Consider the following 13,570-nt stretch of genomic DNA (forward strand, 5'->3'; position numbering starts at 1 on the left):
AGCGTTTATTTTCGCTTTTCTCCGCTGACCCGGCGGTTTGTAATCCGTTGTTCCGTGTCAGTGGAGGCGCATTATAGGGAGTTATTTCAGGCTGACAAGGGGAAATTTAAAATAACTTTCCGAGTGCGTGTTTTTTCAGCAAAACCACCATTAACATGCCATAAAATAAGCAAATTGCCGTTTTTGCAGCCGCAATAACACTTCCAGGTGGCATACTAATGAATAAGAAATAAAGTAAGGAAAACCATTCATGCCGTTAAATGCCCAACAGCTAGCCGCACAGAAAAACCTGTCCTACGTTCTGGCCGAAAAGCTGGCTCAGCGAATATTAAAAGGTGAATACGCACCGGGCGCTATATTGCCTGGCGAAATAGAGCTGGGCGATCAGTTTGGCGTGAGTCGTACCGCGGTAAGAGAAGCGGTAAAGACGTTAACGGCAAAAGGTATGGTATTACCGCGCCCGCGTATTGGTACACGCGTCATGCCGCAGGCAAACTGGAACTTCCTCGACCAGGAGCTACTCACCTGGTGGATGACGGAAGATAATTTCTCTCAGGTCATTAAACATTTTCTGGTGATGCGTATCAGCCTGGAGCCTCAGGCGTGTTTACTGGCGGCGACTATAGGTACGGCAGAACAGAAAGCGCATCTCAACACGCTGATGGAAGAAATGGTCGAGCTGAAAAGAAACTTCAGACGCGAGCGTTGGATTGAGGTTGATATCGCCTGGCATGAACACATCTATGAAATGAGTGCGAACCCGTTCCTTATCTCCTTCGCGTCACTCTTCCATTCCGTTTACCAGACCTACTTTACCTCTATTACCTATAACGACGTGGTCAAGCTGGATTTACACCAGGCCATTGTCGACGCAATAGATGAGAGCGATGGCGATCGCGCCTTCGCTGCCTGTCAGGCATTGCTGATAGCACCGAACGTGCTACCGGATAAATAATATGTCAGAAAAGAAATCACGCAGTATGGCCGGGCTACCGTGGATAGCAGCCATGGCCTTTTTTATGCAGGCACTAGACGCCACGATCCTCAATACCGCCTTACCCGCAATAGCACACAGCCTTAACCGCTCTCCGCTCGCCATGCAGTCAGCCATTATCAGTTACACCCTGACGGTCGCGATGCTGATCCCGGTGAGTGGATGGCTGGCAGACAGGTTTGGTACCCGGCGCGTCTTTATGATAGCTGTTAGCCTGTTTACGCTGGGTTCGCTGGCCTGTGCGCTGTCCAGCTCCCTAAGCGAACTGGTGATTTTCCGCATCATTCAGGGCATTGGCGGCGCTATGATGATGCCCGTTGCCCGTCTGGCATTATTGCGTGCTTACCCCCGCAGCGAACTGCTTCCCGTGCTTAACTTCGTAACCATGCCTGGACTTGTGGGGCCGATTTTAGGTCCGGTATTGGGCGGTGTACTGGTCACGTGGGCCAGTTGGCACTGGATCTTCCTGATTAATATTCCAATTGGGGTTGCCGGTATCTTCTATGCCCGCAAATATATGCCGAACTTCACCACGCCGCGCCGCGGTTTTGATATGACCGGTTTCTTTCTGTTTGGTTTGAGCCTGGTGTTGTTTTCCAGCGGGGTAGAGCTGTTCGGTGAGAAGCTTGTCGAGACCTGGATAGCGCTCAGCATTATTCTTGCCAGCATTCTGTTACTGCTCGCCTACATTCGCCACGCGCGTCGTCACCCAACGCCGCTTATATCGCTTCCTATATTTAAGACCCGAACTTTTTCCGTCGGGATCGCCGGAAACCTTGCCACTCGTCTGGGTACAGGGTGCGTGCCCTTCTTAATGCCGCTGATGTTGCAGGTAGGCTTTGGATACCCGGCGCTGATCGCCGGTTGCATGATGGCGCCAACGGCGCTGGGATCAATACTGGCGAAATCAATGGTGACGCAGGTGCTGCGCCGGCTCGGCTACAGAACCACACTGGTGGGTGTTACGGTATTTATCGGCCTGATGATTGCGCAGTTCGCATTGCAATCTCCCGCCATGCCGGTCTGGATGTTGATCCTGCCGTTGTTCATTTTGGGTATGGCGATGTCCACCCAGTTTACCTCCATGAATACCATCACTCTGGCGGACCTGACCGATGAAAACGCCAGCAGCGGCAACAGTGTGCTGGCCGTTACTCAGCAGTTATCAATCAGTTTAGGGGTCGCCATCAGCGCTGCCGTTCTGCGTATCTATGAAGGTATGGAAGGAACCAATACGGTCGAGCAGTTCCACTACACCTTTATGACGATGGGCGCTATCACGGTAGTGTCTGCGCTGATGTTCATGCTGCTAAAAGCAAAAGATGGACGTAACCTGATTAAAGAGCGACATAATCCTAAACCGACCCCCGCTCCATCAAAACAGGAGTAAGTTGCAGGCGCTGTTGCTGTAATGCGGGCTGCGCCATCCGGTGGATTAATACATCGATGGCCAGTTCGCCCAGTTCATCTTTTGGTTGATGGATGGTCGTCAGCGGCGGCGTCATATAGCGCGCCAGCTCGATATCATCATAACCCACCACCGCCATATCCTGCGGAATGCGCAATCCCGATTGGTACAGTGCCTGATACGCGCCAACCGCCATGGCATCATTGCCGGTAAAAACGGCCTGCGGTCGCTGTTTATGCGACAGCAACGTTTGCATAGCTTCAAAGCCGCCGCCGAACTCAAAGTCACCGGTAATCTCGTAACCTTCCGGGACCGGCAGCCCCGCCCGCTTCATTGCCGCCCGATATCCTTCCAGACGTAAACGCGCCGGGGTTTTATCCAGCGGCCCGGTGATGCAGGCAATGCGCGTAAAACCTTTTTCGATAAGATGTTGAGTGGCTAAATCCCCGCCCAACAGGGAGTTATCCTGGATCAGATCGCTTTCACCATCAAAAGGCGACCAGTCCATCATGACGGTCGGTATAGAAGGATAGCGTTGCATGATCTCCCTGGAAGGTTGATGTGTTTCCGTGCAGAGCAGCAGCAAGCCGTCCACCCGTTTTTGCATTAACGTTTCCAGATTGCGGTTCATGCGCTGTTCATCACCTTCGGTATTGCACAGCACCAGGCTATAACCGCGTTCAAAACAACTACGTTCAACGCCGCGCACCAGCTCGGAATAAAAGGGGTTGGTACTGGCAGTGATTAACATGCCAATAGTGTGGGTCTGGTTTAACTTGAGACTACGCGCCAGCGCTGAGGGCGCGTAGTTAAGCTCTTTAATCGCCGCTTCAACTTTGTCAGTGACAGACTCACTGACAAAGCGATCTTTATTAATGACGTGAGAAACCGTCGACGTGGAAACCCCCGCCAGGCGGGCGACGTCCTTCATTGTAGCCAAGCGTTACCTCTGTTGACTTAAAAACGCTTCTATTTCTTCGCGCCATGGAACGGAAGGCTGTGCACCCTTACGGGTGACCGCAATCGCCGCAGCGGCATGTGCAAATCGGATAGCTTCAGGCAGCGGAGTCTCTTCCAGTAACGCTGTAATTAACGCGCCGTTAAAGGTATCCCCAGCGGCGATGGTATCAACAGCGTCCACTTTAAACCCAGGCACACGCTGACCTTCACCATTTACGCTGGCCCACACCCCGCGACTGCCTAAGGTAATCAGTACAGTATGGATCCCCTTCGCGTGCAATGCCTGCGCAGCTTTGGCCGCGTCTTCATCGTTTTCAACCCGGATCCCCGTGAGCTTTTCAGCCTCGGTTTCATTCGGGGTAATAATATCCACCAGCGCCAGCAGTTCGTCAGAAAGTTCACGTGCCGGGGCCGGGTTAAGGGCTACCGTAGTCTTATTTTGATGTGCAATCTTTGCCGCAGCCAGTACGCTTTCGATCGGCGACTCTAACTGCATCAGTAAGGCAGACGCCTTGGCAATACGCTCATGCTGAGCTTCCACCAGCGCAGGCGAAAGTGCCGCGTTCGCACCAGCATGAATGCCGATGACGTTCTCACCTTCACCATTCACAAAAATCAACGCCACACCGGTCGATTCCCCCGAAATTACGCTAATCGGCGCAATATCGATATTATCTTTAGCTAACTGTTTACGAACACTTTCGCCAATATCATCATCACCCGTACAGGCAATAAATGCGATATTCGCGCCACTACGCCCCGCAGCAACAGCCTGATTCGCGCCTTTACCACCAAATGCGACCTGATAATGGTTACCGGTTACGGTTTCACCAGGTGTCGGGAAAGAGTTAAGGTTGAGGATGTGATCGGCATTGATACTGCCAAGAACAACGAGGTTGCCTGCGGTTTTCATATTTGGTGTTCCAAGTCAAAGTGCGCCACCGGATTAGGGTGGCGCGTGCCCTGCTTTTCTTTTTACGCTTTCATCCCCAAAACCCGATACGGGGATGGCGTCTTTATGTCTCCATCAGGCCGCGAACGACCTGAATCGGTATTACTGCTTGATGACCAGCTTCAGGTCAACCGGATATTTAGCCTGAACCTTCTCGCCTTTCAGGACTTTATCCGCAGTCTCAACGCCTTTCGCGCCGATCTGATCCGGCAGCTGAGCAATGGTCGCAGCCAGTTTGCCATCATTTACTGCTTTTTCGCCATCTGGAGTACCGTCAAATCCAACCACCATCACATCAGATTTACCCGCAGTTTGCAGTGCGCGCAGCGCACCCAACGCCATTTCATCGTTCTGGGCAAATACGGCCTGCACGTCAGGATGCGCGGTCAGCAGGTTCTGCATGACGTTCAGACCTTTGGTGCGGTCGAAGTCGGCCGGCTGGCTGGCCAGTACGTTAAATTTGTGTGCCGCAACAGCCTGCTGGAAACCTTCGCCACGCTCACGCGCCGCTGAAGTACCGGCAATACCCTGCAGTTCGATAACTTTCGCGCCTTCACCCGCTTTCTTCGCGATGTAATCGCCCGCAATCTTACCGCCCAGCACGTTATCAGATGCAATATGGCTTACTACTTCGCCTTTGGACGCAACGCGGTCAAGGGTGATAACCGGAATTTTCGCCTGGTTAGCCATCTTCACAGCGTTACCAACAGCATCGGAGTCCGTCGGGTTAATCAGCAGAATTTTAGTTCCACGAACCGTTAAATCCTGAACGTTAGCCAGCTCTTTCGCCGGGTTGTTCTGTGAGTCCAGAATCACCAAGTTGTAGCCCAGCTTATCGGCCTCTTTTTGCGCCCCATCCTTCAAAGAAACAAAGAACGGGTTGTTGAGGGTGGAGACCACCAGCGCAATGGTATCTTTCGCCATCGCATTCGCGCTCACGGTGGCGCTCAGCGCAACAGCAGAAACCAGGGTAGCCAGTTTTTTCATGTTCATATTTAAGATGTCCTGTAATCGTTGTTACTGCTTTTTGTTGTCTACCAGTACCGCCAGCAAAATCACCACCGCTTTGACGATCATCTGGTAATAGGAGGATACACCTAACAAATTCAAACCATTATTGAGGAAACCAAGAATCAATGCGCCGATCAGCGTCCCAACAATACGTCCTTTACCACCCGCCAGGCTGGTACCACCTAACACCACCGCGGCGATAGCATCCAGCTCATAGCCAGTACCTGCCGTCGGTTGCGCAGAGGAGAGGCGCGCTACTTCAATGATGCCCGCCAGCGATGCCAGCAGACCACACAGGGAGTAAACGATAATTTTGATTTTACTTACGCTGATACCGGACAGGCGCGTTGCCGCTTCGTTACCGCCCAGCGCATAGATATAACGACCCAGACGAGTGTGGTGCAGCATGTACCACGCCGCGAGGAAGACAATCCCCATAATCCACACAGGCGTAGGGACGCCTAACGGACGACCAATACCAAACCAGCCAAACAGATCGGCATTGTCAGTAAACCCGGTATTAACCGGACTGCCGTTGGTGTATACCATGGTCACACCACGCAGCAGCAGCATCATCACCAGGGTCGCGATAAACGCCTGTACCCGGCCTTTCGCGACAATCACCCCGGTTACCGCGCCAATAGCAGCACCGAGCGCCAGAGCCGCAGCGACAGCCACCAGCGCATTGACTTCAATCCCTACAATGGAAGCCGCAACCGCACCGGTAAGCGCCAGCAAAGAACCGACAGACAGATCAATCCCCGACGTCAGGATAACCAGCGTCATGCCAACGGCCATGATGGCGTTCACCGACGTTTGCTGGAGGATGTTGAACAGGTTATTAACGGTAAAAAAGTTAGGGCTCATGGTGGAAACAATCGCGATCAGCACTAACAGAGCGATGAGCGACTTTTGCTCCAGAAGCCATGCTTTAGTGAAATAACGGCGACCAGAAACAGCCTGGGTAGTCATCTTTTTTACTCCTGATTCACGCGATTAAGCTTGCCCACAGCGGCAGCCATTAATACTTCTTGAGTGGCCTGCTCGCGAGTGAACTCACCGCCGAGATGCCCTTCATGCATAACGATAATTCGATCGCTCATGCCCAATACTTCTGGCATCTCAGAGGAGACCAGAATGATGCTCAGCCCATCGGCCTTAAACTGGTTGATAAGCTGATAGATTTCTTTTTTAGCCCCAACGTCAACACCGCGCGTTGGTTCATCGAGGATCAGGACTTTTGGTCGGGTCATCAGACCGCGCGCAATCGCCACTTTCTGCTGATTACCGCCAGAAAGCAGGCCGATAGCCTGTTCCATCGATGGCGTTTTAACATTGAACAGACGAATAAAATCACCTACCGCCTGCTGCTCGTCTTTATGTTTAAGGCTTCCACCAGCGCGACTGAAATAACGCAGCGCGGTTAGTGACATGTTCTCTTTCACCGACATGCCCAGCACTAAACCATCGCGTTTACGGTCTTCAGAAATATAGACGATGCCGTTAGCCAACCCATCCTGCGGCGAACGGGTGACCACTTCATGGCCATCAAGCGTGACGTAACCGCTGGTGCGCGGCAATGCGCCGTACAACACTTTCATCAGCTCGGTACGTCCGGCACCCATCAGCCCCGATACGCCAAGGATCTCGCCTTTACGTAGCGTGAATGAAACATCGTTTACGCCAGGGCCGCACAGGTTATCGACCTTCAGGCGAATATCACCCGGCGCTTTTTCCAGGCGCGGGTATTGATCTTCCAGCTTACGTCCCACCATCATTTCAATCAGCGAGTCTTCGGTCAGCGAGGCGACTTCACGCTCGGCAATAAACTGCCCGTCGCGAAAAACGGTCACGTCGTCACAAATCTCGAAGATCTCTTTCATGCGGTGAGAAATATAGACAATACCGCGTCCCTGGGATTTCAGTTCGCGAATGACGCGGAACAGGGATTCGGTTTCGGTATCAGTGAGCGCATCCGTCGGTTCATCCATAATGATGACCTTCGATTCAAAGCTCAGCACTTTGGCAATTTCAACCATCTGCTGATCGCCAATCGACAGTTCACCGACCAGTCTGTCGCTTTTAAAGCGCAGATTCAGTTTGGCAAGCAGCAGATCGGCTTCGGCGTACATCTTCTTCCAGTCAATTTTGCCAAAGCGATTAACGAACTCACGGCCAAGAAAAATGTTCTCGGCGATAGTGAGTTGCGGGATCAAATTCAGCTCCTGGTGGATGATACCGATTCCAGCTTCCTGGGAGGATTTAGGGCCGTTAAAGGTGGTCTCTTTTCCCAACCACAATAAAGAACCGGCATCACGAGTATAGATCCCGGTCAGCACTTTCATCATGGTAGATTTGCCCGCGCCGTTTTCGCCCACCAGCGCCATTACGCGGCCTGGGTAGACATTCAGCGCGGCGCCGGATAGCGCTTTTACGCCCGGGAACGCTTTATCGATCCCTTTGAGTTGCAGTAATGCGTTCATGATGGCCTCAGAACGTGACGCCAGCACAGAGAATGATATTCGCATACGGAGAACACTCTCCGCTGCGAATTACCGCCTGACTGTCTGCGGTTTGTTTTTTGAATTGTTCATGCGTGGTGTAACGAATTTCTATGGTGTTTCCCTGGTGTTGTTGCAGTTGCTCAATGTGGCTGAGCAACGTTTCGTGGAGTTGCGGATTATGTTGTTTAATTTCCGTCGCGAGAATGGCCGCCTCGACCTGCATTTCACGTGTCACCACATCCAGTACCTGCATAAAAGAAGGTACGCCCTGGGTTAATGCCATATCGATACGCGTTGTGCTATTCGGGATGGGTAAACCTGCATCACACACCACCAGCGTATCGGTATGCCCCAGACGGGAGATCACCGATGAAATTTCAGAGTTGAGTACCGTGCCTTTCTTCATTTTCTTTCCCCACTAGCGAAACGTTTCGCTGAAGATAAGTGTAGAGCGAAGAGTGGAGATAAAACCACCGCAAAGTTACGAAAATGTGATCGCCATCGAAACGTTTCGCAAGGATTATCATTCGATAAAATGAAAACTGGGAGGGACAAAACAAAACGCCCCCTTTCGCGATGAAAGAGGGCGTCGATGAGATTAAATCTCGACCTGAGTACCGAGCTCAATAACCCGGTTCGGTGGGATTTCAAACTGGTCCGGGGCGCGCAGCGCATTGCGTTGTAGTAGCAGATACAGCTTGCCGCGCAGACGCAGATACCATGGTCGTTTGCCAACAATCAACGACTCGTGCGACATGAAGAACGAGGTTTCCATCATCCGACAGCTTAAGCCTTCCAGACCGCAGCGATGGAACACTTCTTCAACGTTCGGCGTTTCGCGCCAACCGTAGCTGGCTACCACGCGCCAGAAGGTGGGCGATAACTGCTCAATCTGCACCCTACGCACGTTGTGAACATATGGTGCATCTTCCGTGCGCAGCGTCAGCAGAATAACGCGTTCATGCAGCACCTTGTTATGTTTGAGGTTATGCAGTAGCGCAAACGGGATGACGTTCAATGCACGAGACATGTACACCGCCGTTCCCGGCACGCGTACCGGTGGTGATTTCTCCAGAGAGGCAATCATCGCCTCCAGAGAGTTGCCGTGCTCATGCATGCGACGCAGCAGACGGAAACGCTCGCTTTTCCAAGTAGTCATGATGGTGAACATCACCAGACCCAGCGTCAGAGGCAGCCAACCACCGGAAATCAGTTTATCGAGGTTCGCGGAGAACAGCGGAACATCGACGCACAAGAACGCCACCAGGATCAGGAAGACGAAGTATTTATTCCAGTGCCAGTTTTTGCGCGCCACGGTGGTCGACAGAATTGAGGTCAGCACCATCGTCCCCGTCACCGCAATCCCGTACGCCGCAGCCAGATTGCTGGAGTGTTCAAAGCTCACAATAACAATAACCACTGCAAAATAGAGCATCCAGTTAACGAAAGGAATGTAGATCTGGCCCGACTCCATTTCCGAGGTATGGATGATACGCATCGGCGATAAATACCCCAGACGCACGGCCTGACGCGTCAGTGAGAAGACGCCGGAGATAACCGCCTGTGAAGCGATAACCGTTGCCAGCGCGGCGAGGATCAGGAGCGGTATCAACGCCCAGTCCGGCGCCAGCAGGAAGAACGGGTTTTTAATCGCTTCAGGATGCTTTAACAGCAACGCCCCCTGACCAAAATAGTTCAGTACCAGCGAAGGCAATACCACGGAGAACCATGCCAGGCGAATCGGCAACTTACCGAAGTGGCCCATATCCGCATACAGCGCTTCAACACCGGTAATCGACAACACCACCGCACCCAGCGCAATAAAGGACAACGTTTTGAATTCGAGGAAGAAATGCACCGCCCAATACGGATTGAGCGCCTGCAGCACTTCCGGATTGCCAATAATACTACGCACGCCTAACACTGCCAGCGTCAGGAACCACAACAGCATAATCGGCGCAAACAGCTTACCGACCATGCCGGTACCGTGTTTTTGAATCAAAAACAGCAGGGTCAGTACGATTATCGAGAGCGGAACAATCCAGGTATCCAGTTGCGGGGCAATGATCTCCAGACCTTCAATCGCCGACATCACCGAGATAGCAGGCGTTATCACCACTTCTCCATAGAAGAAGCTGCCGCCAATCAACCCCATAATCACCAACATGGAGGTTGTTCGTGCTGAAGTATTACGCCCGGCCAATGACATCAGCGTCAGGATCCCGCCTTCTCCGGCGTTATCCGCGCGCATGACAAACGTCAGGTATTTAATGGAGACAACAAAGATCAGCAGCCAGAAAATCAGCGAGAGAAAGCCAAATACGGCGTCACGTTCAACGCCAAAACCAAACTGGCCGGACAAACATTCACGAAGCGTATAAAGTGGGCTGGTACCAATATCACCGTAGACAACCCCAATGGCCGCAAGGGTAATCGCAGACAATGATTGTTTATTATCAGTGCTCATAGACTCGTCTTTCGTTTATACACATCATCTTTCAAGCCACCTCCGCGTGGGCTGCATTCGTTATTCCCCCCATCCCAGAAGAAAACTCCATTGCCGCCTTGGTGCAGCTTGATTGATTTGGTGTATATATAAGAAATGTGTGCGTCGTCCCTTGGCCCACAAAAAGGCGCACAGTATGCACGATTAATCGCAAAATCGTACCCCTAAATGAGACCAGATTAATCTGGCTCAAAGAAAAATAAGCGCACCTTCAGTCTATTACTGCACTGGTGTGAAGCATCTATACTCGCTGTTTATGCAGTACATTTGGCGAAAGGACGCCACTTCATTATGGCTCACCCACATTTATTAGCGGAAAGAATTTCCCGTCTGAGCAATGCGCTGGAAAAGGGACTTTATGAACGTAGCCACGCCATTCGTCTGTGTCTGCTGGCTGCGCTTAGCGGCGAGAGCGTTTTCTTATTAGGTCCTCCCGGGATCGCGAAAAGCTTAATTGCCCGCAGACTGAAATTTGCCTTTCAAAATGCTCGCGCCTTCGAATATCTGATGACGCGCTTCTCTACGCCGGAAGAGGTTTTCGGCCCGCTGTCCATTCAGGCGTTAAAAGACGAAGGTCGCTATGAACGCTTAACGGCAGGCTATCTGCCTGAAGCTGAAATCGTCTTTCTCGATGAAATCTGGAAGGCGGGACCGGCGATTCTTAACACCCTGCTGACCGCCATCAACGAACGCCACTTCCGCAACGGCGCGCATGAAGAGAAAATCCCGATGCGCCTGCTGGTGGCAGCCTCCAACGAACTGCCTGAAGCAGACAGCAGCCTGGAAGCGCTGTACGACCGTATGCTGATTCGTCTGTGGCTGGATAAAGTCCAGGACAAGGCCAACTTCCGCTCGATGCTGTTAAGTCAGCAGGATGAAAGCGACAATCCGGTCCCGGCATCGTTACAGGTAACGGATGAAGAGTATTACCAGTGGCAAAAGGACATTGGCGCCATCACGCTTCCCGATCGCGTGTTTGAGCTTATTTTCATGCTGCGCCAGCAGTTGGACACGCTACCGAATGCCCCCTACGTGTCCGATCGTCGCTGGAAAAAAGCCATTCGCTTGCTCCAGGCCAGCGCCTTCTTTAGCGGACGTGATGCGGTAGTTCCCATCGACATGATCCTGCTGAAAGATTGCCTGTGGTACGACGCACAAAGCCTGAATCTAATGCAGCAGCAGCTGGAAATATTGATGACCGGACACGCATGGCAACAGCAAGCCATGCTGACCCGTCTGGGCAGTATTGTGCAGCGCCGCATTCAGCTCCAGCAGCAGCAAAGCGATAAAACAGCATTCACCGTGATCCGTCAGGGCGGCATGTTCAGCCGTCGTCCTCATTATGATTTACCGCCGGAAGCCACGTCTTCCGTCGTGACATTATTACTGCAAAAGCCCTTAAAGCTGCATGATATGGAAGTTATCCATATTGCTTTCGAACGTAGCGCGCTGGAACTGTGGTTAACCAAAGGCGGTGAGATCCGCGGAAAATTAAACGGCATCGGTTTTGCCCAGACGCTGAACATGGAAGTGGATAGCGCGCAGCACCTGGTTGTACGCGACGTCAGCTTACAAGGCTCTCGCTTGGCATTGCCCGGTACATCACGAGAGAGTATGCCCGCTGAAATAAAACAGGAGCTTGAAGCGCTCGATAACGAGTGGCATCAGCAGCACAGCGCATTTAGCGAGCAGCAAAAATGTCTGTTTATTCATAGCGACTGGTTAGGCCGCATTGAGGCCAGCCTGCAGGATGTCGGGGCACAAATCCGCCAGGCGCAACAATGCTGACCCTTGATACACTCAACATCATGCTGGCGGTCAGTGAAGAAGCGATGATCGAAGAGATGATCGTCGCCCTACTGGCTTCTCCGAAGATGGTGGTATTTTTTAACAAATTCCCTCGTCTTAAAAAAGCGATCACAGACGATATTCCCCGCTGGCGTGAATCTTTGCGTAGCCGCCTCAAAGATACCCATGTACCGCCGGAGTTAGCGGAAGAGGTTATATGCTATCAACAAAGCCAGCTCCTCTCTCATGCGCAGTTTATCGTCCAGCTACCGCAAATATTGTCGCTATTGCATCACCTCCATTCGCCATGGGCCGGACAAGCGCAGCAGTTGGTCAATGACAACAGCGCGTTTACGCCTGCCCTACATACGCTTTTTCTCCAGCGCTGGCGCCTGAGCCTGGTGGTGCAAACCACAACGCTGAATCAGCAACTGCTGGAAGAAGAGCGCGAGCATTTGCTCAGTGAAGTACAGGAACGGATGACCCTTAGCGGGCAACTGGAACCCGTACTGGCAGAAAATGTCAACGCCGCAGGCCGGTTGTGGGATATGAGCGCAGGTCAAATCAAGCGCGGTGATTATCAGTTGATGGTGAAATATGGCGAATTCCTGACGCAACAACCTGAACTCCAGCGTCTGGCTGAGCAGTTAGGACGTTCCAGAGAAGCGAAATCCGTACCGCGAAAAGATGCGCCAATGGAAACCTTCCGTACCCTGGTGCGCGAACCGGCAACCGTCCCGGAGCAAGTAGATGGCATCCAGCAAAGCGACGATATCCTGCGCCTGCTGCCGCCGGAACTGGCCACGCTGGGCATTACCGAACTGGAATACGAGTTCTACCGACGACTGGTGGAAAAGCAGCTGTTGACCTATCGCCTGCACGGCGAAGCATGGCGTGAGAAAGTCACGGAACGCCCCGTGGTGCATCAGGATTTTGACGAGCAACCGCGCGGACCTTTTATCGTCTGCGTTGATACTTCGGGATCGATGGGTGGGTTTAATGAGCAGTGTGCGAAAGCCTTTTGCCTGGCGCTAATGCGCGTCGCCCTTGCCGATAACCGACGTTGTTTCATCATGCTGTTTTCAACAGAAGTAGTGCGCTATGAGCTATCCGGCCCGGAGGGCATCGAACAGGCGATCCGTTTTTTAAGTCAGCGCTTTCGCGGCGGTACCGATATTGCCAGCTGTTTTCGCGCCATTACTGAGCGCATGCAGGGTCGGGAATGGTTTGATGCTGATGCGGTGGTGATCTCAGATTTTATCGCTCAGCGATTGCCCGATGAGGTTGTCAGCAAAGTGGGGGAATTACAGCGGGTGCACCAGCACCGTTTTCACGCGGTGGCGATGTCAGCACATGGTAAACCCGGCATCATGCGCATTTTCGATCATATCTGGCGCTTTGATACCGGGATGCGAAGCCGCCTGCTCAGACGCTGGCGGCGTTAATT

General features: G+C 52.4%; 11 protein-coding genes. 4 read left to right on the forward strand and 7 right to left on the reverse strand.

Annotation, left to right across the window (positions count from 1 at the left end; translation table 11 throughout):
- The first annotated feature begins 250 nt into the window (after positions 1-250).
- Together HV314_RS25210 and mdtD are read left to right on the forward strand one after the other, a co-directional pair.
- Positions 251-955 (forward strand): FadR/GntR family transcriptional regulator, encoded by a 705-nt coding sequence (locus HV314_RS25210; RefSeq protein ID WP_016157828.1) that lies wholly within the window; start codon positions 251-253, stop codon positions 953-955.
- Position 956: 1 nt separating this feature from the next.
- On the forward strand, positions 957-2,384 hold the full coding sequence (gene mdtD, locus HV314_RS25215) for a multidrug transporter subunit MdtD (protein WP_016157827.1): 1,428 nt from the start codon (positions 957-959) through the stop codon (positions 2,382-2,384).
- Here the strand turns inward: mdtD and rbsR are convergent.
- From rbsR to kup, 7 genes are all read right to left on the reverse strand, one after another.
- Positions 2,350-3,342 (reverse strand): ribose operon transcriptional repressor RbsR, encoded by a 993-nt coding sequence (gene rbsR / locus HV314_RS25220; RefSeq protein WP_016155093.1) that lies wholly within the window; start codon positions 3,340-3,342, stop codon positions 2,350-2,352. The genes mdtD and rbsR overlap by 35 nt on opposite strands.
- Positions 3,343-3,345: 3 nt before the next feature.
- Positions 3,346-4,275, reverse strand: a complete 930-nt coding sequence (rbsK, locus tag HV314_RS25225) for a ribokinase (RefSeq protein WP_131380387.1) — start codon at positions 4,273-4,275, stop codon at positions 3,346-3,348.
- Positions 4,276-4,416: 141 nt separating this feature from the next.
- Positions 4,417-5,307 (reverse strand): ribose ABC transporter substrate-binding protein RbsB, encoded by an 891-nt coding sequence (gene rbsB / locus HV314_RS25230; protein WP_003023760.1) that lies wholly within the window; start codon positions 5,305-5,307, stop codon positions 4,417-4,419.
- 24 nt (positions 5,308-5,331) lie between these two features.
- Positions 5,332-6,297, reverse strand: coding sequence for a ribose ABC transporter permease (gene rbsC / locus HV314_RS25235; RefSeq protein ID WP_003023762.1), 966 nt, complete (start codon positions 6,295-6,297; stop codon positions 5,332-5,334).
- Positions 6,298-6,302: 5 nt separating this feature from the next.
- Positions 6,303-7,808 (reverse strand): ribose ABC transporter ATP-binding protein RbsA, encoded by a 1,506-nt coding sequence (gene rbsA, locus HV314_RS25240; protein ID WP_003023764.1) that lies wholly within the window; start codon positions 7,806-7,808, stop codon positions 6,303-6,305.
- A 7-nt stretch (positions 7,809-7,815) separates the two neighbouring features.
- Positions 7,816-8,235 (reverse strand): D-ribose pyranase, encoded by a 420-nt coding sequence (rbsD, locus tag HV314_RS25245; protein ID WP_016155090.1) that lies wholly within the window; start codon positions 8,233-8,235, stop codon positions 7,816-7,818.
- A 192-nt stretch (positions 8,236-8,427) separates the two neighbouring features.
- The gene (gene kup, locus HV314_RS25250) at positions 8,428-10,296 is read right to left on the reverse strand and encodes a low affinity potassium transporter Kup (RefSeq protein WP_003023768.1); all 1,869 of its coding nucleotides are present in this window, start codon (positions 10,294-10,296) and stop codon (positions 8,428-8,430) included.
- A 330-nt stretch (positions 10,297-10,626) separates the two neighbouring features.
- On the opposite strand from kup, the gene ravA reads away from it, so the two are divergent.
- Both ravA and viaA read left to right on the forward strand, forming a co-directional pair.
- A complete protein-coding gene (gene ravA / locus HV314_RS25255; protein ID WP_181546988.1) occupies positions 10,627-12,123 on the forward strand; it encodes an ATPase RavA in 1,497 nt (498 codons plus the stop codon).
- The gene (gene viaA, locus HV314_RS25260) at positions 12,117-13,568 is read left to right on the forward strand and encodes an ATPase RavA stimulator ViaA (RefSeq protein ID WP_181546990.1); all 1,452 of its coding nucleotides are present in this window, start codon (positions 12,117-12,119) and stop codon (positions 13,566-13,568) included. The genes ravA and viaA overlap by 7 nt, the downstream gene beginning before the upstream one ends.
- The last annotated feature ends 2 nt before the right edge of the window (positions 13,569-13,570 follow it).

Origin of the sequence: Citrobacter sp. RHBSTW-00887 (assembly GCF_013728095.1) — a bacterium.
GTDB lineage: Bacteria > Pseudomonadota > Gammaproteobacteria > Enterobacterales > Enterobacteriaceae > Citrobacter > Citrobacter braakii.